The sequence below is a fragment of the Streptomyces sp. NPDC032822 genome (assembly GCF_055578825.1).
Window position 1 is genome coordinate 513857 of sequence record NZ_JBVIOL010000005.1, and the last position, 23199, is coordinate 537055.

Annotated in this window: 16 protein-coding genes; 5 read left to right on the top strand and 11 right to left on the bottom strand. The window is 73.5% G+C overall.

Annotated features, from left to right (window positions below; genetic code table 11):
* Position 1 precedes the first annotated feature (1 nt).
* Positions 2-820 carry a PaaX family transcriptional regulator gene (locus tag ACZ5VD_RS17810; RefSeq protein ID WP_468548259.1) on the top strand — a complete coding sequence of 273 codons (819 nt, stop codon included), beginning with the start codon at positions 2-4 and terminating at the stop codon, positions 818-820.
* Between the two features lie 379 nt (positions 821-1199).
* On the opposite strand, the gene ACZ5VD_RS17815 is transcribed toward ACZ5VD_RS17810, so the two are convergent.
* Complete coding sequence (locus tag ACZ5VD_RS17815; RefSeq protein ID WP_468682653.1) at positions 1200-3605, bottom strand: bifunctional salicylyl-CoA 5-hydroxylase/oxidoreductase; 2406 nt, start codon at positions 3603-3605, stop codon at positions 1200-1202.
* Positions 3590-4417 (bottom strand): enoyl-CoA hydratase family protein, encoded by an 828-nt coding sequence (locus ACZ5VD_RS17820; protein ID WP_468682654.1) that lies wholly within the window; start codon positions 4415-4417, stop codon positions 3590-3592. The genes ACZ5VD_RS17815 and ACZ5VD_RS17820 overlap by 16 nt, the downstream gene beginning before the upstream one ends.
* Before the next feature lie 312 nt (positions 4418-4729).
* On the opposite strand from ACZ5VD_RS17820, the gene ACZ5VD_RS17825 reads away from it, so the two are divergent.
* Entirely contained in the window at positions 4730-5182 is a 453-nt protein-coding gene (locus ACZ5VD_RS17825) for an ATP-binding protein (protein ID WP_468682655.1), read from the top strand.
* A gap of 18 nt (positions 5183-5200) precedes the next feature.
* Here the strand turns inward: ACZ5VD_RS17825 and argF are convergent, their stop codons facing one another.
* Both argF and ACZ5VD_RS17835 read right to left on the bottom strand, forming a co-directional pair.
* Positions 5201-6208 (bottom strand): ornithine carbamoyltransferase, encoded by a 1008-nt coding sequence (gene argF / locus ACZ5VD_RS17830; RefSeq protein ID WP_468548263.1) that lies wholly within the window; start codon positions 6206-6208, stop codon positions 5201-5203.
* A gap of 95 nt (positions 6209-6303) precedes the next feature.
* Positions 6304-7527 (bottom strand): arginine deiminase, encoded by a 1224-nt coding sequence (locus ACZ5VD_RS17835; RefSeq protein WP_468682656.1) that lies wholly within the window; start codon positions 7525-7527, stop codon positions 6304-6306.
* 130 nt (positions 7528-7657) lie between these two features.
* Between ACZ5VD_RS17835 and ACZ5VD_RS17840 the strand changes: the two genes are divergently transcribed.
* Together ACZ5VD_RS17840 and ACZ5VD_RS17845 are read left to right on the top strand one after the other, a co-directional pair.
* The gene (locus ACZ5VD_RS17840) at positions 7658-8662 is read left to right on the top strand and encodes an SPFH domain-containing protein (RefSeq protein WP_468682657.1); all 1005 of its coding nucleotides are present in this window, start codon (positions 7658-7660) and stop codon (positions 8660-8662) included.
* Positions 8659-9558 (top strand): NAD(+)/NADH kinase, encoded by a 900-nt coding sequence (locus tag ACZ5VD_RS17845; RefSeq protein ID WP_468682658.1) that lies wholly within the window; start codon positions 8659-8661, stop codon positions 9556-9558. The genes ACZ5VD_RS17840 and ACZ5VD_RS17845 overlap by 4 nt, the downstream gene beginning before the upstream one ends.
* 18 nt (positions 9559-9576) lie before the next feature.
* Here ACZ5VD_RS17845 and ACZ5VD_RS17850 read toward each other — a convergent pair whose 3' ends face one another.
* The 4 genes from ACZ5VD_RS17850 to ACZ5VD_RS17865 form a co-directional block, all read right to left on the bottom strand.
* The gene (locus tag ACZ5VD_RS17850) at positions 9577-11442 is read right to left on the bottom strand and encodes an aKG-HExxH-type peptide beta-hydroxylase (RefSeq protein ID WP_468682659.1); all 1866 of its coding nucleotides are present in this window, start codon (positions 11440-11442) and stop codon (positions 9577-9579) included.
* A 90-nt stretch (positions 11443-11532) separates the two neighbouring features.
* Positions 11533-11769, bottom strand: coding sequence for a hypothetical protein (locus ACZ5VD_RS17855; protein ID WP_468548268.1), 237 nt, complete (start codon positions 11767-11769; stop codon positions 11533-11535).
* 106 nt (positions 11770-11875) lie between these two features.
* Complete coding sequence (locus tag ACZ5VD_RS17860; RefSeq protein WP_468682660.1) at positions 11876-13003, bottom strand: effector-associated domain 2-containing protein; 1128 nt, start codon at positions 13001-13003, stop codon at positions 11876-11878.
* Positions 13000-14181 carry a hypothetical protein gene (locus ACZ5VD_RS17865; protein ID WP_468682661.1) on the bottom strand — a complete coding sequence of 394 codons (1182 nt, stop codon included), beginning with the start codon at positions 14179-14181 and terminating at the stop codon, positions 13000-13002. Before ACZ5VD_RS17865 ends, ACZ5VD_RS17860 begins: the two co-directional genes overlap by 4 nt.
* Before the next feature lie 150 nt (positions 14182-14331).
* Here ACZ5VD_RS17865 and ACZ5VD_RS17870 point away from each other — a divergent pair, with 150 nt between their 5' ends.
* Positions 14332-15654, top strand: coding sequence for a cation:proton antiporter (locus tag ACZ5VD_RS17870; RefSeq protein ID WP_468548271.1), 1323 nt, complete (start codon positions 14332-14334; stop codon positions 15652-15654).
* A 371-nt stretch (positions 15655-16025) separates the two neighbouring features.
* Here the strand turns inward: ACZ5VD_RS17870 and fxsT are convergent, their stop codons facing one another.
* Genes fxsT through ACZ5VD_RS17885 form a run of 3 tightly spaced genes read right to left on the bottom strand, consistent with a single transcriptional unit; the run spans position 16026 to position 23170 of the window.
* Positions 16026-20594, bottom strand: a complete 4569-nt coding sequence (gene fxsT, locus ACZ5VD_RS17875) for an FxSxx-COOH system tetratricopeptide repeat protein (RefSeq protein ID WP_468548272.1) — start codon at positions 20592-20594, stop codon at positions 16026-16028.
* Positions 20595-21677, bottom strand: a complete 1083-nt coding sequence (locus ACZ5VD_RS17880; RefSeq protein WP_468682662.1) for an AAA family ATPase — start codon at positions 21675-21677, stop codon at positions 20595-20597. It abuts the gene before it with no gap.
* A complete protein-coding gene (locus ACZ5VD_RS17885) occupies positions 21674-23170 on the bottom strand; it encodes a VMAP-C domain-containing protein (RefSeq protein ID WP_468548274.1) in 1497 nt (498 codons plus the stop codon). The genes ACZ5VD_RS17880 and ACZ5VD_RS17885 overlap by 4 nt, the downstream gene beginning before the upstream one ends.
* Positions 23171-23199: the final 29 nt, after the last annotated feature.

The following is a 23199-nucleotide window of genomic DNA, read 5'->3' on the forward strand; positions in this document are numbered from 1 at the left end:
GATGATCAACGTGTCCGACCAGCATGCACCACGGTCTCTCATCGTCACGCTCTACGGCGCGTACGGCCGCTTCATGCCCGGCCCGGTGCCCGTCGCCGAGCTGATCCGACTGCTGGCCGCGGTCGGCGTCGACGCTCCCTCCGTACGCTCGTCCGTGTCCCGGCTCAAACGCCGCGGGCTCCTGCTGCCGGCCCGGACGGCACAGGGGGCGGCGGGGTACGAACCGTCGCCGGACGCCCGCCAGATGCTGGAGGACGGCGACCGCCGTATCTATGCCACGACCCCGCCGGACGACGAGGGCTGGGTGCTCGCCGTGTTCTCCGTGCCGGAGTCCGAACGGCAGAAGCGGCACGTGCTGCGCTCCCGTCTGGCCGGGCTCGGCTTCGGCACCGCGGCACCCGGTGTGTGGATCGCCCCGGCACGGCTCTACGAGGAGACCCGGCACACCCTCCAGCGGCTGCGGCTCGAACCGTACGTCGACTTCTTCCGCGGCGAGCACCTCGGTTTCGCGGCGACGATCGAGGCGGTCGCCCGCTGGTGGGACCTGGCGGCGATCGCCAAGGAGCACGAGGCGTTCCTCGACCGCCACGCGCGCGTACTGCGGGACTGGCAGGCGCGCGCGACGGCGGACACCCCGGCCGAGGAGGCGTACCGCGACTACCTCCTCGCCCTGGACAGCTGGCGCCACCTTCCCTACGCCGATCCCGGGCTGCCCGCCGGACTGCTCCCTGCCGACTGGCCGGGCGCGCGCTCGGCCGCGGTGTTCCGGGGGCTGCACGAGCGGCTGCGGGACGCGGGGGCGACCTTCGCCGGCGTGTGACCTCACTCACATCGCAGGGCACTCGCGCGACACTCAGCTTCCTCTACCTCTCTTCTTGAGTTCCTTGCCTACCGCCCCTGGGGTCGTAAGGGCCATCAAGGTGATCGTCGAGGACCTGGCCGGAGCGGCCGAGTTGACGGCGAACGACCTGGCCGGATCACCCTGCGCACCGCCGACCCGCTGGCGCTGGACGACTACGCGGTGTCCCGGCGCACCGGCGCGTTCGTCCTGATCGACCCGGCGGACGGCGCGACCCCTGACCGCGGGCATGGTGGAGCTCGCCTGAGAGCACCGCGGCCGTGGTGGAGTTCGCCGGACAGCGCCACGGGCACGGCGGAGCATGCCTGGGCACCCGGGCGGGCCTCTCTCGCGTACGTCCTCACGTCCCCAGCTTCAGGCGGGGTTTGGGGGCGTCCGCGCGTCCGGTCTGCGGGCGTCGGCTGCCCGCCCGGTACGGGGTGGGCCAGCCGGCCCCCGGCCCGTCGTAGCCCTGCTCGGCCGCCGCGTGCAGGGTCCAGTGCGGGTCGTAGAGGTGCGGGCGGGCCAGTGCGCACAGGTCCGTACGCCCGGCCAGGATCAGGGAGTTGACGTCGTCCCAGGAGGAGATCGCACCGACCGCGATCACCGGGACACCGCTCTCGTGGCGGATCCGGTCGGCGAACGGCGTCTGGTACGACCGCCCGTACTCCGGCCGTTCCTCGGCCACGACCTGCCCGGTCGACACGTCGATCGCGTCGGCGCCGTGCGCGGCGAAGGCACGGGCGATCTCCACGGCCTCCTCGGCCGTGGTCCCGCCCGCCGCCCAGTCGGTGGCGGAGATCCGCACGGTCAGGGGCTTCTCGTGCGGCCACACCTCGCGCACCGCGTCGAAGACCTCCAGCGGGAAGCGCAGCCGCCCGGCGAGCGATCCCCCGTAGGCGTCGGTGCGGTGGTTGGTCAGCGGGGAGAGGAAGCCGGAGAGCAGGTAGCCGTGCGCGCAGTGCAGTTCGAGGAGGTCGAACCCGGCGTGGCCGGCCCGGCGAGCGGCAGCGGTGAACTGCTCGCGCACGTAGGCGAGTTGGGCGGGGGTGAGGGCGCGGGGGGTCTGGCTGTCCGGCCGGTACGGGAGGGGGGAGGCGGCCACGAGCGGCCAGTTGCCGTCCGCCAGGGGTTCGTCGATGCCCTCCCACATCAGCCTGGTCGAGCCCTTGCGCCCGCTGTGGCCGAGCTGGACGCCGATCGCGGTGCCCGGTGCCCGCGTGTGCACGAAGTCGGTGATCCGCTTCCACGACTCGGCCTGGGCGCCGGTGTAGAGGCCGGTGCAGCCGGGGGTGATCCGCCCCTCCGGGGACACGCACACCATCTCGGTCATGACGAGGCCGGCACCGCCGAGGGCCCGGGCGCCCAGGTGGACGAGATGGAAGTCGCCGGGGAGTCCGTCGGTGGCCGAGTACATGTCCATGGGCGAGACGACGACCCGGTTGCGCAGGGTCAGTCCGCGCAGCCGGAACGGCGTGAACATGGGGGGCGTGCCGGCCGGGCAGCCGAACTCGCGCTCCACGGCCGCGGTGAAGCGGGGGTCGCGCAGCCGCAGGTTCTCGTGGGTGACACGGCGGCTGCGGGTGAGCAGGTTGAAGGCGAACTGGCGGGGCGGCTGGTCGAGGTACAGCCCCAGGTTCTCGAACCACTCCAGGCTGGCGCGGGCGGCCCGCTGGGTGGAGGCGACGACGGGCCGCCGCTCCTCCTCGTACGCCGTCAACGCCCGCTCCAGACCGCCGTGTTCCTCCGAACCGTCGTGCTCCTCCAGGCAGGCGGCCAGGGCGAGGGCGTCCTCGACGGCGAGCTTGGTTCCGGAGCCGATGGAGAAGTGCGCGGTGTGCGCGGCGTCGCCGAGCAGGACGATGTTGCCGTGGGACCAGTGTTCGTTGACGACCGTGCGGAAGGTGGTCCAGGCCGACTTGTTGGATCCGAGCGGCCGGCCGCCCAGCGCGTCCGCGAAGATCTTGGCGCAGCGCTCCACGGACTCCCGCTCGTCGCACTCCCCGAAGCCCGCGGCCTGCCAGACCTCCTCCCGCATCTCGACGATCACGGTGGAGGCGTCGGACGTGTACGGGTAGCCGTGCAGTTGCATCACGCCGTGCTCGGTCTCCGCGATCTCGAAGCGAAAGGCGTCGAGGGCGAAGTCCGCGGCGAGCCAGATGTATCGGCAGTGGTGGGTGGCCACATGGGGGCGGAACACATGGGCGTAGGCCTCGCGGGTGGTGCTGTGCACACCGTCGGCGGCGATGACGAGGTCGTGGGTCTCGGCGAGGTGGGCCGGGGGCGGGGCCTCGGAGCGGAAGCGGAGTTCCACTCCGAGTGCGCGGCAGCGGTGATGGAGGATCTCCAGCAGGCGCTTTCTGCCGAGGGCCGCGAATCCGTGGCCGCCGGAGGTGTGGCGGGTGCCTCGATGGACGATGTCTATGTCGTCCCAGCGGGTGAAGTGCTGCTGGAGGGCCTCGTAGACGGCGGGGTCGGCGTGTTCTATGCCGCCGAGGGTCTCGTCGGAGAGGACCACTCCGAAGCCGAAGGTGTCGTCGGGGGCGTTGCGTTCCCAGACGGTGACCTCGCGGTCGGGGCGGAGGCGTTTCAGCAGGGCCGCGGCGTAGAGGCCGCCGGGGCCGCCGCCGATGACGGCGATGCGTGGGGGGCGGCTGGTCGCCGTCGGCGGGTGCGGGTCCGCTGGGGCTGGTCGCGCCCCGCGGCGAAGCCGCCTGTCGGCACGGCCCCGTGCCCCTTGGGTCGGCGGGGTCACCGTCCGCTCCATTGAGGAGGGCGCTTTTCCTTGAAGGCCTGGTGGAACTCCGCGTAGTCCGCACCGTTCATCAGGAGGGCCTGGGTCGCCGCGTCCAGTTCCACCGCTGCCGCCAGCGGCATGTCCAGTTCGGCCGTCAGGAGGGCCTTGGTCTGGGCGTAGGCCAGGGCCGGGCCCTCGGACAGGCGGCGGGCCAGTGTCGCGGCGGCCTCGTCCGCCTTGCCCTCCTCGGCCAGGTCGCTGATCAGGCCGATCCGCTCGGCCTCGGGGGCGCGGACCGGTTCGCCGAGCATGAGCAGGCGGGTCGCGTGGCCGAGGCCGACCACCCGGGGCAGCAGATACGCGGCGCCCATGTCGCCGCCGGACAGGCCGACCCGGGTGAAGAGGAAGGCGAAGCGGGCCGAGGGGTCGGCGACCCGGAAGTCCGCCGCCAGGGCCAGCACCGCGCCGGCGCCGGCCGCCACCCCGTGCACCGCCGCGATCACCGGGAACGGGCACTCGCGTACGGCCCGCACCACCTGGCCGGTCATCCGGTTGAAGTCGAGGAGCTGGGCGGTGTCCATGGCCAGGGTGGCGCCGATGATCTCGTCGACGTCTCCGCCCGAGCAGAAGCCGCGCCCCTCCCCCGCCAGCACCAGGGCGCGCACGGACCGCTCCCGGGACAGTTCGGCGAGCAGGTCGCGCAGGTCGGCGTAGGCGCCGAAGGTGAGGGCGTTGAGCTTGTCGGGGCGGGCGAGGGTGACGGTGGCGACGCCGTCGGCGAGGTCGACGCGCAGGTGCCGCCAGTGCGGCGTGCGGGCGGCGGAGCCGGTGAAGGGACTCACGACGTGCGGCCTCCTCGATCGGGTGGCGGGCACTGCCTCAGGGGACTCCACGAGTCCCGGCCTTCGAAGTTATCACCGTTTCATGACTGTCGTCAGGAGTGCGCGATACGCCGGTGCGGATCTGACCTGGCCCGGTCACATCCGTCACGACTCGTCGACAGAGCGGCAACGACGGGATCAGTCGTGCGAGGCAAGCCGTTGCCAGGGGTAAGCCGCCTGCAACGGGATCGAAGGTCCCGCGCGGTGCCCGTCGGACGACCCTGCCGGACGGCGCCGTACCATTCGTAAGGTTGAAAGCAGGACAGCCTGCTCATGAACGGAACCGCTTTGCACGAACGCCCCTCCTCCTCCGCCTCCTGGCGCATCGCGCTGCCGCACTCCGCCGCGGCCGTGCCCGTGGCCCGCGCCCTGGTGCGCACCGCGCTGGCCGAGCTGGAGCACGGGGCCGACAGCGACACCGCGGAGCTGCTGACGGCGGAGCTGGTGGCGAACGCCGTGGAGCACACCGCGGGGGACGCGCCGATAGAGCTGGTGGTGGAGCTGCTGCCGAGCGGCTGCCAGGTCGAGGTGCACGACCCGGACCCGGAACCGCCCGGCAACCTGACCCGGCCGGTGGACACCGAGCCCGACCCCTGGCAGGAGCACGGGCGCGGGCTGCTGCTGATCCGCGCCCTCAGCTCGTCCTGCGGTCACCGCCCCACCGAGTCCGGCAAGGCGGTGTGGTTCAGACTGCCGACGGTGCCGGCTCAGCGGCGCGCGGTGTGAGAGCCGGACGGACCCCGCTCAGGCGAGGGTGGCCACGAGTACGGCCTTGATGGTGTGCATGCGGTTCTCCGCCTCGTCGAAGACGACGGAGTGCGCCGACTCGAAGACCTCGTCCGTCACTTCCAGCGAGGTCAGACCGTGGCTCGCGAAGATCTCCTGCCCGACCTTGGTGCCGAGGTCGTGGAAGGCGGGCAGGCAGTGCAGGAACTTCACGTCCGGGTTGCCGGTGGCGCGCAGGACGTCCATGGTCACGGCGTACGGGGCGAGGGCGGTGATCCGCTCGTCCCAGACCTCCTTGGGCTCGCCCATCGAGACCCAGACGTCGGTGGCGACGAAGTCGGCGCCCGCCACGCCCTCCTCCAGGGACTCGGTGAGCGTGATCCGGGAACCGCTGCTCTCGGCGAGCTTCCGCGCGCGGTCCACGACCTCCTGGGCCGGCCAGTAGGACTTCGGGGCGACGATCCGGACGTCCATGCCGAGCAGGGCACCGGTCACCAGGTAGGAGTTGCCCATGTTGAAGCGGGCGTCGCCGAGGTAGGCGAAGGCGGTCTCCTTGAGGGGCCTCACGCCGTGCTCGACCATCGTCAGCACGTCGGCGAGCATCTGGGTGGGGTGCCACTCGTCGGTGAGGCCGTTGTAGACGGGCACGCCCGCGTATGCGGCGAGTTCCTCGACCTTGGCCTGGCTGTCCCCGCGGTACTCGATCGCGTCGTACATCCGGCCGAGCACCCGCGCGGTGTCCTTCACGGACTCCTTGTGGCCGATCTGCGAGCCCGACGGGTCGAGATACGTCGTCGAGGCGCCCTGGTCGGCGGCCGCGACCTCGAACGCGCAGCGGGTGCGCGTCGAGGTCTTCTCGAAGATCAGCGCGAGGTTGCGGCCCCGCAGGTACCGCGTCTCGGCCCCCGCCTTCTTGGCGGCCTTCAGCTCGGCCGCCAGCTCGATCAGACCGAGGAACTCCTGCTCGGTGAGGTCCAGCTCCTTCAGGAAGTGGCGTCCGGCGAGGGCCGTCGGGACAGTCGCCATGGGGCGCGCTCCAGGGATACGAGAACAAATGACCCTGGAAGTCTATACGACGATCAGCATTTCTATACAGACACGAGTTCGCGCGGACTCCGGCCCTACACGGGATCCCGTTCGACCGGGCAGCTCATACACCGGGGCCCGCCCCTGCCCCGGCCCAGTTCGCTGCCCGGGATCTCGATCACCTCGATGCCCCGCTTGCGCAGGTGCGTGTTGGTGGTGGCGTTGCGTTCGTAGGCGACGACGACTCCCGGCTCGACGGCCAGCACGTTGCAGCCGTCGTCCCACTGCTCCCGGGCGGCGGCGTGCACGTCCTGGGTGGCGGTCAGCACCCGGATCTCGTCGAGTCCGAGCGCGGCGGCGACCGCGCGGTGCATGTGCTCCGGCGGGTGGTCGGTGACCTTGAGTTCCTTGTCGCCGACGCCCGGTTCGATGGTGTAGGAGCGGAGCATGCCGAGCCCCGCGTACTGGGTGAAGGTGTCGCCGTCGACCATCGTCATCACGGTGTCGAGGTGCATGAAGGCCCGCCGCTTGGGCATGTCGAGGGCCACGATGGTGGTCGCCGAGCCCGCGTCGAACAGCTTGTGCGCGAGCATCTCGACGGCCTGCGGGGTGGTCCGCTCACTCATGCCGATGAGTACCGCACCGTTGCCGATGACGAGGACGTCGCCGCCCTCGATGGTCGACGGAAAGTCGGCCTGCCCCTGGGACCAGACCCGGAAGGTCTCCTCGCGGAACAGCGGGTGGTGCCGGTAGATCGCCTCGAAGTGCACGGTCTCGCGCTGCCGGGCCGGCCAGCGCATCGCGTTGATGGAGACGCCGTCGTAGATCCAGGCGGAGGTGTCGCGGGTGAAGAGGTGGTTGGGCAGCGGGTCGAGCAGGAAGTCGTCGAGGTCCATGACATGGAAGCGCACCGACGTCGGTTCCTCGTAGGCGTCCAGGAACTCCCGCTTGGTCATGCCGCCGACCAGCGCCTCGGCCAGCTCCCGGGCGGGCAGGGTCTCGAAGGCGGCCCGGAGGTGGTCGGTGGCGAGTACGCCGTACTCCTTCTCGTCGAAGACCCGGTCCAGGACGAGCGCTCGGGCCGCCGGGATCCCCAGGGTCTCGGTGAGCAGATCGCCGAAGAGATGCACGGCGACCCCGCGGTCGCGCAGCACGTCGGCGAACCCGTCGTGCTCGGCGCGCGCCCGGCGCACCCACAGCACGTCGTCGAAGAGCAGGGCGTCTTTGTTGTCGGGGGTGAGCCTTTTGAGCTCAAGATCCGGCCGGTGAAGGATGACGCGGCGCAGCCGCCCGGCCTCGGAGTCGACATGGAATCCCATGCCCTCATCTTGACCATCGGCGGGTCTGTTGACCCGTCGATCAGGTGTTTCCCCGGTCACTTGTTTTCGTCCTCTTGACGATAATCAACCCTCTGCTTTATCGTCGACAAGACGAGAACGAGGGGATCCGATGGCTGACATCACCCGGCGCCTGGGCTGGCGCCACCTGCGCGGCGCACCGACCGCGCACATCCGCCACCACCGCGGCGGCAGACTGCTGCACGACGGTCCCGGCCTGAGTTTCTGGTTCCGGGCACTGACCGCCGCACTGTCGGAGGTGCCGGTCGACGACCGGGAACTGGCGATGACGTTCCACGCCCGCACCTCCGACTTCCAGGACGTGGCGGTGCAGGCGACCGTCACCTATCGGATCAGCGACCCCGGCGTCGCCGCCGCCCGCCTCGACTTCTCCGTCGACCCCGACACCGGCGTGTGGCGGGGCACACCGCTGGAGCAGCTCGGCACCCTGCTCACCGAGACGGCCCAGCAGCACGCGCTGGACGTCCTGGCGCGTACGCCCCTGGCGGCGGCGCTGGTCGACGGCGTGACCGCGGTGCGCGAGCGGATCGCGGCCGGACTGGACGCCGAGCCGCGGCTGCCCGCGACCGGCATCGAGGTGGTGGCCGTACGCGTGATGGCGCTGCGGCCCGAGCCGGAGGTCGAGCGCGCGCTGCGCACCCCCGCCCGCGAGCAGATCCAGCAGGAGGCCGACCGGGCGACGTACGAACGGCGGGCCGTGGCGGTGGAGCGGGAGCGGGCCATCGCCGAGAACGAGCTGGACAGTCAGATCGAACTCGCCCGCCGCGAGGAGCAGTTGGTCGACCAGCGCGGCACCAACGCCCGCCGCGAGGCCGAGGAGCACGCGGCGGCGGACGCGGTACGCGCCGAGGCGGAGGCCGCCCGTGCCGTACGGCTGTCCCGGGCGGAGGCCGCGGGGGCGCGGGAGGTCGGCGCGGCCCGGGCGGAGGCGCAGGCCGCGTGGCTGCGGGTGCACGCCGAGGTGGACACGGCGACCCTGCACGCGCTCACCGGGACCCGGATCGCGGAGAACCTGCCGCGCATCGAGAGCCTGACGGTGTCGCCGGACGTGCTGACGGGGCTGCTGGCCAAGCTGGGCGCGCAGGAGCGGGCGTGAGCCTGGCGCCGCGGGTCGTGGTCGTCCATCGCACCACGGAGTACGAGGAGTTGGTGGCCCGGCACGGCACACACGGACAGGCCGCGTTCTTCCTGTCCTGTCGCGGCCGGGACATCGCCGAACTCGCCGAACGCCACCACCGGACCCGGCAGGCCCTGGCCGAGGTGGGCTCCGCGGTGCCCCTGACCTGGCGTCAGGCCCGGGTGGAGCGGGGCGACCTGGACCGCTTCCTGTTCGCGCCCGAGGACGTGGTGGTCGTGGTCGGCCAGGACGGGCTGGTGGCCAACGTGGCCAAGTACCTCGCCGGGCAACCGGTGTTGGGCATCGACAGCGATCCCGGCCGCAACCCCGGCGTGCTGGTCCGGCATCGCCCACGGGACGCGGCGGCACTGCTGCCGGCCGTCCTCGGCCGGTCCGTCGGCGTCGAGGAACGCACCATGGTCGAGGCCGTCGCCGACGACACCCAGCGGGTCGTCGCGCTCAACGAGATCTGTCTGGGAGCCGTCGGACATCAGACGGCCCGCTACCGCCTGGGTCTGGAGGGCGACGGGGGTGTCGTCGAGGCCCAGGCGTCGTCCGGGGTGCTGGTCGGCACCGGCACCGGGGCGACCGGATGGATCCGGTCGGTGTGGCAGGAGCGCGGCGCCCGCGGGCGCCTGCCCTCCCCCACCGAGTCGCGCCTCCTCTGGTTCGTCCGCGAGGCCTGGCCGTCCCCGGCCACCGGCACGTCCCTGGTCTCCGGTGAACTCACGGGCCCGGCCCGTCTCCACCTCACCGTCGAGTCGGAACGGCTGATCGCGTTCGGGGACGGTATGGAGGCGGACGCGGTGGAGTTGACCTGGGGGCAGTCGCTGCGGGTGGGGGTGTGCGGGCAGCGGTTGCGGCTGGTGGGGTGAACTCCCCGCGGGGTGAGGTCAGTTGCTGGGCTGGGGTTGGAGGAGTTCCGGGCGGGCCAGCATGCGGCGGGCCGTGCGGCCGGGGTCGAGGGCGGCGCGGGCGACGATCCAGCCGGCCAGGGTGTGCGGTTCGGCGGGGTCGGCGGCCAGCGCGTCGGCGTAACGGGCCAGCGCGGCGGCCGGGTCGCCCGCGGCGAGGTGTTCGTCGGCGGTGAGCGGGGCGGTGGGGCGGGTCGCGAAGGCGTGGGTGCGCGGGTCCGGCCAGGAGGTGCGGTCGGTGCGGAAGCAGGGGGCGCCCGCGGGGTGCGCCGGGTCGTCCACGGGGGCCACGTTGCGCAGCCGCCACTCGGTGCGGTGCAGGGCGGCGGCCGTGCGGGCCCGGGCGAGGGCGGACGCGGGGACGGGCTCGCGGAGCCAGTCGTCCAGGGTGCGGGCCAGCCCCGACACCAGGGCCCGGCCCTGGACGGTCAGCCGGTCCTCCGCCAGCAGGGTGCGCACGACGAGCCGGCTCTGCAGCCGCCGCAACGCGAAGTGGTACCCGGCCTCCTCCTCGACGGCCGCCCGCTCGACGGCTGTCTCCTCGACCGCCTCCACCCCTGCGGCCGCCCGGTCGACCCGCGTAGCGCTACGCCCGTCCCCGGCGCCGCCCCCGATATCCGGCCGGCCGTCTCCCGTCCCGGCCCTGCCGTCCCGCGCGGCCGTCATGCGGTCCCGCCAGTAGCCCGCGACGCCGGTGAAGGCGTACGCGCCGTGCAGGAGGCCGGTGAGGTGGCGGGGGTCGGGGCGCCAGGGGGCGTAGTAGCGCTCCTGCCGGTCGTCGTCGAGGAGCGGGAAGAGGTGCAGGAGGGCGGCCAGTTTGCTGTGCTGGAACTCGTGGACCAAGGTCTCGGCCAGGGCGGTCCCGGTGGAGGGGCGGGCGATGACCATCGCGCCGAAGGAGTCCCCGCTGGACGCGGAGACCTGGACGGTCGGCGGGGCGGGCGGGACCGTACTCGTACGGCCCCAGGGCACGATCGCCCGGATCCAGGCCGGGTCGAGCCGCCCGGGGCCGGTCCCGCCCGGCACCGCGAGCACGGCCACGGCCTCGTCGAACACCCGCTGCCACGCCATCGCCTCGGCGGCGTCGAGCCGGGCGGGCGGCAGGGGGTCGTCCAGGTCGCGATAGGGGTCGAGGTCGTCGAGGGGGATGGCCACCGGGCCCGCGGACGTCCGGTGGGTGAGGGCGCGCAGCGGCAGCCAGGTGGACTCCGGGACCGCCGAGGGGGCCTCGCCGCGATCACCCGGCGCCGGCCCGTCAGCGTCCACGGACACCGTCCCGGGCCGAACCGTCACGGACGCCGTGCCCCCGTCCCGCCCCGGTCCCGCGAGCGTCAGCTCTCCCCCGCCGGTGCGGGCCCGGCCGACCGTCAACCCGCCTTCCGCGTCCGGGAGTCGGGCCAGTCCCAGGCCGGGCAGGGGCAGTGCTCCGTCCAGCAGAGGGACGCGCAGGTCGGCGCTCGTACCCGCGTGCAGGGATGCCGCGACCGCCAGGGCGCACAGCCGGCCCGCCTCGGCCCACAGCGGGGGCCCGGAGGCGGTGCCGTGGGCCCGGCGCAGCACATGGGCGAGCCAGCCGCCGGTCGTGGGGGCGAGGAGCAGCCGGTCGACCGGGCCGGGGGCGGACGCGGCCGCCTCCCGCAGGACCCGCCAGGCCTCGGCGGCCGGGGCCAGCGGGGTGGGCAGGGTGTCGAGGCGGTCGAGCAGGGTGCGCAGGAGCAGTAACCGGCGGGCCCGTTCGCCGCGTTCGAGGAAGGCGACGGCCGCCGCCGAGCCGCCGCCCGCGGCCAGTTCCGCGAACAGCCGCTCGGGCATGCGGAACGGGGCGGGGCGCTGCTCACTGCTCATGGGCGGGGACCTCCGGTCGCGGGTGCGGGCATGCGGGTGCCCCGACGGGCGCACGGTGCCTCGTCAGGGTGTGGCCGTCGGGCGGGCTGCCTATTCGGCCCGGGCGCCCCCGTTTCCTCCCTCACCTCCGGCCCGCATGCTGCTGCGGGCGCGCAGAACCTCCTGGAGCAGGCGGGCGTTCGGGTGGAGCGGAGTGAGACCGTCCACGGCGGACAAGGGCAGCGCCGCGAGGTCCGCGAGATCCGACTCCCAGACGTCGGCATGCCGGGTGGCGGCCGACGCACCGGCGGTGGCCGCGGGGTGGTGCAGTGCGGGCGGCTGGTCCAAGATGCTCCCCCTTCTCGCACGGTGGCACGCGATGCCCCGTGCCCGTGTCCCTTTCCATCATGGCCATTCCTGCCCGGGTCGAAAACCGTACGATCACGCCACTCGATCATTTCCGATCGTGTCGGCGGCCCGTCGAGGCCTCGAACTCACGCAGCGCGGCGTCGAGTTCCGCTCCCCGTTCGGGGTCGTCGTCGAGCGACAGGACGGCGTGGAACAGCTCCCCGAGGGCTTCCGGGTGGTGGCGGGCGAGCCCGCTGAGTATGCCGGTGGCATCCGTGCGGGCCTTGCTGTGACGGGGCAGCGTCCCGGTGACACGGGGGTTCAACGCGGCGACCACGGTCTGCCGTTCGGTGGGGTCGTGCATCAACGGGTAGGCCAGCAGCGCCTCCACGGCCCGCAGCAGCGGGGAGACCGGGCGCGGCCGGGGTGCCTGGCCTGCCACGGGAACGATCTCGGTGCGTTCCGGGCTCTGCAGCCGGATCTCGGGATACTGCAGAGTACGGCCCGCTTCCCTGAGGGCCGCGATACGCGTTCGTACGGCCGGAAACAGTTCCTCCGGATCGGGCGGGGCGGGCAGCACGGCCGCGCGGTCGGCCAGCAGGGCGAGCAGTACTTCGGAGAAGAGGCCCGTGGCGCGCACGGGATCGTTGGCCGCGGCCCGGCCGCGCCCGGCGGCCCGCAGCAGGGTCTGCCGATGGGCGAGGTCGGGCCGCCCGACGGGCAGCGCGTCGGGCGGCAGGGCCTCCCGGAACCCCAGACTCTCCTCGAAGGTCTCGCAGGCGTCCACGATCCACAGCTGCTCGCCGAAGCCGGGCACGGCGTCGCCGGCGTACCGGGCGAGCGCGGAGTCCAGGTCGATGCCCAGCTTGTCGGCGGTGCTCGCGTCCGAGCAGAACAGCCGCAGCCGGCCCGACCGGTCGAGGACGCCGTGCCCGCCCCACCACACCCACAGCACGTCCCCCTGGGCCAGGGGCAGTTCACGGACCAGGGTGCGGCGCAGGGTGGCGTGGTCGGCGGGGGCGTACGGAAGGTCGGGGACGTACGGCGGCAAGGGGGCGAGGTGGAGGCGGAGTTGGGACTCCGGGACCCCGGCGTCGCGCAGCAGCCGGTGGAAGGCGACGGCGTCCCGGGCGGGCCCCGCCAGGTCCCAGTCGGCTCCGGCGTCGTACCGCTCCACCCCGACGACGAGGGCGTGCACCCGGGCCGGATCCACACGCGGTCCGGGCCCCGTCACGGCAGGCGGTCCACGATGTGCCGGTACACCGCCGGGTTGGTCCAGTAGGCGCTGTGGGCGGCCGGGAACGGCTGGCGGCTGTCGACGCGGACATCGGTGACACGGCCCGGGAACAGGCCGCCGCCGAGGTAGGAGAGCAGGTCACGGGGGTCGTACAGGTTCAGCCAGTCCGGCATGTGCGGCGGCAGCGGGTCGGGGTGTTCGAGGGTGGGCAGGGCGCCGGACTCGTACAGGAAGGGTCCTTGGGAGCCGGCCGTGACCAGCAGGCGGACCTGGGGCAGCGGGGCGGCGATCAGGGTGTCCAGGGCGATGATCCCGCCGAGACTGTGGCAGACCAGCACGACCGGCGGCTCCAGGCCCGCGACGAGCCCGCGCAGGTCCGCGCGGACGGCCTCGCCGCGGCTCAGGTAGCGCAGGACGTCCCCGGCGGCGGGGTGGGCGGCCTCGGTGAGGACCCGTCGGCGGCGTACGACGGCGCGGGACGCGGCGGATCCGGCGGTCCGCAGCAGCAGGGAGCGCAGTCCGCGCTCCGTGCCCCGGGGCGGTGCGCCCAGCGCTTCGGCGAGTCGGTCGACGACGGTGTCCCGGGTGTCGCCGACCGGGACGAGGGGCGCGTCGGCGTCCAGGGCGTCGGCGACGACCCGGGCGGCCAGGCTGCGGGCGGCGAGGACCGAGAGGTCGTCGGCGTCGAGGGCGGCCGCCGCGGGGCCGAGCAGCGGAAGGGCGGCGAGGTCGGTGGCGGCGCGGGCCAGCCCGGGACCCAGCTCGGCGGCGGGTGCGTCCCCTTGGGCGGCGAGTGCGGCCAGCCGCGTCCGGGCCCGCTGCTCCGGCGGCACGAAGCCGGGCGGGCGCTCCACGACCGGCCGGACGCCGCCCGCGGCGACGGCGAGTTCGGCGAACGGGTTGGAGTAGAGCACCGCCCAGGCGGCGGTGTCGTCGTCGAGGACGCCCGGCGTCTCGACGAGACCGGCTCCGAGGCCGCGGGTGGTGCCTCCCGGCGCTGCCGGAAGGCTGACTCCGCCCGCGGCGAGCGTGGCACCGTAGGTACCGCCCCAGTAGTACGGCACGACACGCAGTCCGCCGCGCAGGGCGGTCAGCCCGGCCGCCACGCGCCCCGCGAGCTTCGAGAAGCCGGGTTCGCGCACCCCTGTGCCGTGGATGAAGACGACCGCCGTCATGTGCCCCCCGTGACACCCGTGCAGCGTTGTGTACGACTCCGTTACGCCGTCAAGTTATCAGTACCATAAGGAGCATTGGGGTCGAGCACACATGCGAAGACCCCCTGCGGCCGGACCCCGGCCCCGACAACTGGACACCAGGGAGACGCCGTGAGCCCTGACACGATGATCATGCACTTCGTGGGGGCCTCGGCCCTGATCCTGGTGGCCGCCCACGCGGCCGGCTGGCTGGCACGGAAGCTGAAGCAGCCCTATATCGTCGGCCAGTTGACGGCGGGCATAGCGCTCGGCCCCTCGCTGCTCGGCAGCCTCGCACCGGGCGCCTACGACGCGCTGTTCCCTGACGCCATCGGCCCGGCGCTCACCGGCTTCGCGCAGTTCGCCCTCGTGGTGTTCCTGTTCGCGGTGGGCTACGAACTCGACCTGAAGGTCCTGGGCGCACGGGCGCGCACGGCGGCGACCATCGCGCTGGCGGCCTTCGTGGTACCGATGGCGGTGGGCAGCGGCTGCGCGCTGCTGTTCCAGGCACAGTTACAGGACCTGGGCATGCCCCGGCACCTCTCCCCCGCCATGGTGGTGTTCGCCGGGGTCGCCCTGTCGATCACCGCGGTGCCGGTGCTGACCGCCATAGTGCGGGAGAACGGCCTGGCCCGTACGGTGCCCGGCGTGGTGGCCGTGACCGCGGCCGGGCTGCTCGACGTGATCGGGTGGACCGTCCTGGCCGGGACGATGATGGACGGCGACAGCGGCGACCACGCCCTGGGCTGGCCCTGGCGGGTACTGATCGCGGTCGGCTTCACCGCGCTGATGCTGGTGGCGGCCCGGCCGCTGCTGCGCCGGCTGCTGTGGGGGCCGCGGACCCGGATGGAACCCTCGCTGCGGCTCGCGCTGCTGATCGGCTTCGCCCTCGGGTCGGCCTGGGTCACCCACTCCATCGGACTGCACGTCATCTTCGGCGCGCTGCTCGCCGGGGTCGTGGTGCCCCGGGAGGAGGGCGGCACGCTCGATCCGGAGCTGGTGCGGCCGTTGCACGACGTCGGCTCACTGCTGCTGCCCTTCTTCTTCGTCGTCTCCGGGCAGGCCGTCGCGCTGAACAACATGAACGCCACGGGATGGGTCGTCCTGCTGGTGGTGACAGTGCTGGCGGTCGTCACGAAGATCGGCAGCGGAACGGTGGCGGCGCGGCTGGGCGGGCTGGACCGGGACGACGCGCGGACCGTGGGGGTCCTGCTCAGCGCCCGCGGCCTCACCGAGCTCATCGCCCTCAACGCGGGCCTCCAGGCAGGCCTGTTGAGCCAGCCGCTCTACACGGTCCTGGTCTTCATGGCCCTGGCCACGACCCTCCTGACCCAACCCCTGCTCCTCCTGGTCCGCCGCCTGTCCCTCCCTGGCCACCGGCTCCAGGACGGGGCACCGATGATCCCCCGCCCCCAGGACGACCCGGCGACCACACGAGTGGCAGACCTCGGCTGACGGCACGGGGCCCGGGCCTGGGCCTCTCCGGCCGGTCGGTCCGAGCCGGATCGGGGGCATCGTGGCGGATCGGTGTGCCGAGCCCGCGTCTCCGGCCTGACCTCGGGCGGGCTGAGTCCGGGGCGCGCCTTGGCAGGATCGGCCCTCGCAGCACGGTGACGGGCCGGGCACACGGCATGGCGGACCCTCCCGGATGCCGGGAGAAGTCCTACCCTTCTGGTTCCCGCCGGGGCCCCGCCGGGCGACGGCCGTATCGCCCGACGACGCGCTCGACCGTGGTTCTCCCCCGCCCGGCAGGATGCGCGCACCGCGCGCACTCCACCCGGCGAGCCCCGACCGCCCCGCGGATTCCACCGCCCGAGCGCCGCCGGCTACAGCGGCATCGGTGCCATGTCGCACTCGATGCGGCGGCGCTGGCGGGCGGCCAGCAGCCAGGGGTGGTCGTTGCGCAGGACGCGGCCGAAGCCGTCCACGGCCTTGCGCTGGAGTTCGTCCGCCTCCGGGCCACGGCCCAGGCCCCGCAGGTCCAGCGCGAGGTTGGCCGTGCAGGACAGGGTGAGCGGGTGGTCCTCGCCCGCCACCTCGGCGAGCAGGGGGAGGTTGGCCGCGTCGATCTCGTGCGCCCGCTCGAAGTCGAGGCGCGCGTAGGCCGTGTTGGCCTGGCCGATGGCGACGGTCAGGGTGATGACATGGTGCTCGCCCACCGTCTCGGCGAGCCGCTCGGCCGCGGCGTCCTCCTGCTCCTGTGCGGTGTCGAGGGAGCCGAGCGCCCGCAGGGTGGCGGCCAGGTTGGCCCGGGCCAGCAGCGTGTACGCGTGGTCCTCGCCGAGGCGCTGCTCGTAGCGCCGCAGGGTCACGTCGGCGAGCTGACGGGAACTGTCGAGGTCTCCGGAGAGCCGCTGGTCGACGGCCAGGTTGGTCGCGGTGGACAGCGAGTCGAAGTGGTCGGGCCCGTAGCGGGCGACGAAGCGCCGCAGGGTCTCCTCGGCGAGCTTGGCGGCCTCGGCGAGCGCCCCGTCACGGCGCCGGCACACCGCGAGGTTGCGGGCGATGCGCAGGGTGAGGGGGTGTTCCTCGCCGAACGCGGTGCGCGCCCGCCGGTGGACGTCCTCCTGGAAGTCGCGGGCGGCGGGGTATTCGCCGCTCTCCCGCATGTCGATGGAGAGGCCGTTGAGGGTGTTGAGGGTGAAGAAGCTGGCCGGGCCGAACAGGAGGTCGCGCAGCCGGGCGTTCTCCTGGTCCAGCGGCAGAGCTTCCTTGAACTGGCCGCACAGCCGCAGGTCGACGCTCCAGCTGTGGGTGGCCCGCAGCGTGGCGGGGTCGTCGGTGCCGAACAGGGACCGGGCCAGGTCGGTGGCCTCCTTGCCGAGGTCCCGCGCTTCCTGGAACCGGCCCTGGTAGCGGCAGGCGTCGGCCATCTCGCACAGGGAGTCGATCAGCTCCTCCGGCTCGACCTCCATCCGGCGGGAGACCTCCAGGGCCTTCTCCGCGAGCGGGATCGACTCGGGGACCTGCCCGATCTGGCGCAACAGGAAGGAGAAGCTCTTGCTCATCCGGACGACGTGGACGTTCTCCTCGCCGGAGGCGGCGATCCAGGCGCTCCAGGCCTGTCGGCCGAGGTCGGCGGCGCCTTCGTGGTCGCCCCAGTAGTAGAGGAACCACACGGTGTCGTAGACCAGTTCGCGCACCCAGGTGTCGGTGCTGGTGACGGCCTGGGAGGTGAGTACGTGCGGCAGCAGCGCCTGGTAGGCGCGCCATTCCAGGGAGGAGCCGTAGGCGCCGGGCTTGGCGGCGGACAGCAGTTGGTGGGCGGCGTCCCGCATCCGCTGCCGCTCGTCCTGGCTCAGTTTGGCCAGGAGCACGGTCTGCAGCAGGCGGTGCATCTGGAGGGTGTCCGCGCGCGGGTCGACCTTGATCAGCGAGAACTGGCTGAGGTCGCGCACCGCACGGTTCAGCCGGATCGACTCCCGCAGCAGGGGGTCCATCTCGGGGGTGATGCTGATGCCGCGGCTGCCGCGCAGCATGGCCCGCGGGATGGGCTCGGGCGCCATGCTGGCGCAGATGTCGAGGAGCTGCCGGGCGCCGGGGTTGTTCTGCTGGATCCGCTCCAGCGAGATGTCCCAGGCGGCGGCGACGGAGACCGGGTAGTCGGGGGCCGGGTCGAGTTCGAGGATCTCGGGGCTGCGCTCGGCGAGCAGGTCGAGGTACTCGTCGACGAGCATGCCGGTGACCGCGCGCCAGGCGCCCGCCTGTTCGACGGCGAGCGGCAGGTCGCCGAGGGCCTCGGCGAGCCGGTCGGCGTCCTCGGCGCTCAGGTCGGGCGAGCGCTTCTGGAGGAGTTCGATGGACTCCTCGCGCTCGAACACGTTCACCGGCAGCGGGGTCGCGACACGTTCCCAGGCCCGGTTCCGGGAGGTGACGATGACCTTGCCGGGCCCGTTGGTGGGGAAGTAGTTGCGCACCGCCTCGACGTCTTCCGCGTTGTCGAAGACGAGCAGCCAGTTGTCGTACGGCGATCCGGCGCGCAGTGCCTCCAGTACGGCGGGCACCGCGGTGTTGGCGGCGGGGGCGCCGAGGCTGTCCTGGCCGGTCGGGGCGACGCCCAGCTGGGCGGCCAGACTGGCGAGGGCGGCCAGGATGAGGCTCTCGCGCTCGGCGGGGATCCAGCAGATCACCTTGTAGTCGTGCTGGTGGGTGTAGATGTACTCCAGCGCGAGCTGGGACTTGCCGACGCCGCCGAGGCCGTGCAGTGCGTGCGGCAGCACGGCCGCGGTGTCCTGGGCGCCGAGCTGCTCCTCCACGGACCTCAGCAGCGTCTGGCGGCCGACGAACGACGTGTTCCTGAGGGGAACGTTCACCAGAAGAGCCGGTGTTGCGGTCGTGGTGCTCTGCATGAGCTGCTCAGCCTCCGGGGCTACGTGTGGGTCGGTTACCGGGCTCTGCACGGGCTCTCCAGGTCCGTCGGGGACGTTAGCTGGATCCCTGCCTTCTCCGCCGCCCGCTGACCCCCCGCCGCCCGCGTGGTTCACCTCAGGGAGTGAGCGGTCCGGCAAACGGGCAGGCACCCGTTCGGCCGCACCGGCCCCGATCCTGGCGAGGTTGGGTTCGATGCGCTTGGCGCGTTCGGAGTACGGTCCCGACAGCGCGCGCATCACGGCCAGTTCGCTGCGCACCCAGCCGTGTTCGGCGGGGTCGGGCAGGGTGGTGCCGACCGGGTCGCGCAGGGCGGCGCGCAGCGCGAGGCCCCGGGCGCCGGCGGCGGGCAGTTCGCCCACCACGCTGACGGTGCGGGCGAGTTGGCTGCGGGTGGTGGTGGCGAGCAGTGCCTCGCGCACCCCGTCGGCGAACTCGGGACGGCCCTCGCCGCCGCTGTCCCAGTCGATCAGCCCGCCCATCAGGATCTCGGCGAGGTGGTCGGGGCCGGTCTCCGGCATGGTGCGCCGGCGCAGCTGTTCCACGAGGTCGAACTCGAAGGGGATCGCGGCGAGTTGGGTGGCGAGCCGTCGGGCGGCGGGGGTGGCGAGGGTGAAGAACCGGCGGACGGCGGCGGTGGCGGCGCGCGGGAAGCGCGGGGCGCGCAGTCCGGGCGCGGGGGCGCCCTTGCGGAGGGTGCCGGCCAGGACGACGGGCAGGGCGCGGCGTACTCCGCGTTCCCCGGTCACGAGGTCGGCCCAGGCGGCGACGGAGCCGGCCTTCAGGGAGAGCACGGGCACCGGTACCGAGCTGTCGCCCGCGGCGGGCAGCGGGCGCAGCGGGTCGGGGCCGCCGGGCGGCGCCCAGTGGGCGAGGCCGTCGTTGGCGGCGCCGAAACCGCCGGCCTCCAGGACCGCCTGGTAGGGGTACAGGGAGGAACGGTGGCGCAGGTGGGGCGGCAGCAGGTGGACGAGGGCGGTGGGCCCGGCGTGGGCGAGCCGGCCGAGCAGGTCGTCGGCGGCGGGTCCGGCCCAGCCGTGGGCGAGGCCGTCGGTGACGACGAGGAAGATGCGACCGCCGCGTCCGTCGAGGAGTTCGGCGGGGTCGGCGGCGGTCCTGCCGGTGCCCCAGCTCAGGGTGGCGGCACCGGTGCGCGGCACGTTGACCCGGACCGTGCGCACTCCGCGGAAGGCGCCGCTGTGTTCGGCGGCGCGGGCGAGGTGGCCGGCGGCCTCCTCCCAGATCCGCATGGTGGGCGCGTCGTCGGTGAGGAGGACGAGGTCGAAGGCGGAGGTGCGGGCGGGCCGCAGGAAGGGCAGCCACATGCCGTCGGCCAGGCCCTGTTCGGCGGTGGTCTCCTCGTCGAGTTCCAGGGTGTCCCGGGAGGGGATGCGCCGGGCGAGCCGGTGCAGGGCGCGGGCGAGCAGCGCGGTGGCCCGGCCCGGCCCCTGCTGCGGGCGGTCGTCGGGCAGCAGCGGCCGTCCCACGTGCAGGGCGAAGGGGCCCTCGGGGTCGGGTAACAGCCGGGCGGGCACGGAGAGTTCGCCCGCGTCCGGGTCGTGCGGGCCGGGCCGGTGCGCGGGGTCTCCGGGCGGCGGGCCCGGGGTGCCCGCGGGCGACCGCCACGGTGGCCGTACGGCGTCGGGGACGGGCGGCGTCGCGGGGCTCGCCTCGTCGGTCCCGGACGTCTCGGGGGGTCCCGCGCCGTCGGGTTCCGCGTCCGTGCGGGCGGGGCGCGGGGCGCTCGTGCCGGCGTCCGGTGGTGTCTCCTCGTCGGCCGGGCGGTCGTGGTGGGACCAGTGGGCGGCGAGCCAGACGGCGTCGGCGACCTCCTGCCAGCGCGGTGCGGCCTGTTCCTCGGTGTACGGCGGGTGGGCCGCTGCGCCCTGGTCCGGGGCGGCGGGGAACGTCGCTCCGTGCTCTCGCGGGTACTCGACGTACTCGGAGAACGCCGAAGGGGGCGACGACCCCGATACGGGACCTCCGTCGCCGAGCCCGGACGCGCGCTCCCTGGGAAAGCCGGTCATTCAGCGGCCCTTCGCGAGGTCGCGGAGCAGCATTTCCACGAGCTTACGCCCGTCACCATCCGCCTGGAAACCACCCGCGGTAGTCATCTGGACAGCGTTGAGTAGTTGGTCCAGGGAGTGGGTGCCGCCGGCCTGGACCCGCTGAACGAACAGGTCGACGAGGTCTTCGGTGCCCTGCGGGCGGGTTCCGAGGTGTCCTTCGACCATGGCCAGGAGTTGCTCCCGGGTCGGGGTGCGCATCTCCAGCGGCAGACAGCGGCGCCGGAAGGCGGCGGGGAACTCGCGTTCCCCGTTGCTGGTGATCACCACCACCGGGAACTCCCGGGCCTCGACGCGTCCGCCGCGCACCAGGGCGTGGCCCCCGGGGTCGCTGGTGTGCACGCGCGCGGTGTCCGCGGCGTCTCGGACCAGCTCCGGGACGTCATAGCTTCCGTTCTCCAGGACGTGCAACAGGTCGTTCGGCAGGTCGATGTCGCTCTTGTCGAGCTCGTCGACGAGAAGCACCCGGGGACGATCGTAGGGCAGCAGTGCGGTGCCGAGGGGACCCAGGGTGATGAAGTCGCCTAGGAACGGCGGGAGTTGACGATCTCTTGACGTGGGACCGAAGTTGACGTCCTCGGCGGGCGCTTCACCGTCCGCCTCCGCGTCCCGCAGTCCGGCCTGCCAGGCGGCGATGGCCTGGGCGCGGCCCATGGCGTCGTGGACGTACAGGCCGTCGCGCAGGGTGGCGCGGCTGACGATGTTCCACTCCAGGACCCGGCCCAGGCCCAGTTCGCGGGCTATCAGGTAGGCGAGGGTGGACTTGCCGACGCCGGGCGGGCCAGTGATGAGCAGGGGGCGGCGCAGCAGCAGGGCGGCGTTGACGGTGTCGATCTCGTCCGGGCCGAGCTGCGGGGTGATGTCGCCGGGGCCGAGGCGGCGCAGGGCGGCCTCGGGGTCGTCCGGCGGGGTGGGCTGGAGGGGTTCGCCGCGGAACCGGCGCCAGGGCGGCGGCTCGGGGAGCCGGGGCGGGGTGGCCGGGGCGTGGCCCGTGGCGTGGAAGACGCGCCAGCCGTCGGGGGACGTCCGCTCGTGGGCGCTCATGCCGGTGCCTCCTCGCCGGCGAGATCGCCGGGGTCGATGTCAACGAGCCGGGTGGGGTCGTCCCAGAAGAAGCCGATGTGGCGGCCGAGGAGCCGGCTGGGTCCCTGGGCGTGCGTCTCGGCCTTCTGCCGCAGTCGGTGGATGGCCGTGGGAATCTGCGCGGGCGTCGGTACGGCGGCGAACACGGCGGTCACCACCTCCCGGCGTTCCTCGTCGAAAACCCCTCGGCGGTCCCAGACCGCGAGTCCGATCCCTTCCGCGATGGCGGCCTTGAGCGCCTCCAGAGCAAGGCGGTCGGCCGGGGCGTCCAGCACCACGGCCGTATGTCTGTTCTCCCCAGCCAGTACCGCCTGCCATGCGTCGAGGCGCCCACCATCGGGTTCACTCCAGCCGTGCACCGTGACCCCGTGCTCCCGCAGGGTGCGCCAGCGCTCCCGCCACTGCTCCCGGACCAGGGCGTCCGCGCTGCGCATGCGCTCCAGGCTCCGCAGGTGCACCCCGTACTTCAGTCCGAGGGGCAGTGGCCGCCCGTCGCCGATCCGGTGCGTCAACCCGGCCACATCGTGGTTGAGGAGGTCGTACGGCAGGACGAACTCGATGTACGGCGGCGGCTGCACGCGTCCGCCCGGGTCGGGCTCGCGCGGTGCCGCCCAGAGCCGGGAGCCCTGCTCGAGCGCCTGCTCGACGGCGGTGCCGAGGCCGTCGAGGGTGGTGACGGCGGGTTCGCCGGGCTGGGGGTTCCAGTGGCCGGGAACGGTGTTGAGCCAGCGGCGTACGACGATCTCGCCGGTGCCGTCCCGGGCCGGTTCGACGGCGACGATGAGGCAGCGCGGGATGTCGGGGTCGCTCACCACACGGGCGCGCGCCGCCCTGCGCCCTTCCAGTTCCTTGGCCAGGCCGGCCCGCCCCGCCCAGTCGTCGGCCCAGCCGGACAGGGCGGTGCGATGGCCGGGGGCGAGCGCGAGGCGGGCCGCCCGGTCCAGGAGGAGGACGGCGGGCGGCAGGCCGTCGGGCTGGGTGTTCCACTCCAGGACGTGGGTGAGGAGCTGTTCGGGCAGCAGTCCGGTGGGCAGGTCGAGGCCGCCCAGCTCGCCGACCAGGTCGTCGCGCAGCCGGCTCGCGGAGATCTCGCCCTTGGCGAGGACGGCTCGGGCGCTGCTCTCGTCGTCGCGGCTGAGGGGGCCGAGCGGCGTCTCGACGGCGGCGGCCGGGAAGGGGTCGATCAGCCGGTCGAGTTCGTCGCCCGCCGGGTTTCCTTCGAGGAGACGGACCACCCCGACCAGTACGCGTTCCCCGCCCGCCACGTTCAGTGCGACGCGCACCAGCGCCACCACGTCCTCGCGCTGTCGGACACCGCGTACGTCGACGGGCCGGCCGAGGTGCTGTCCGAGGAGGGTGGCGAACTGGCGGCGGCTTTCGGAGTCCTCCGTGCAGCTCAGTTCGCACAGGCCGTCGGTCAGGTCCTGGAGGAGCTGGAGTCCGTGCGGGCGCACGGCACCGCTCCCGGGCCCGTCCCACCCCG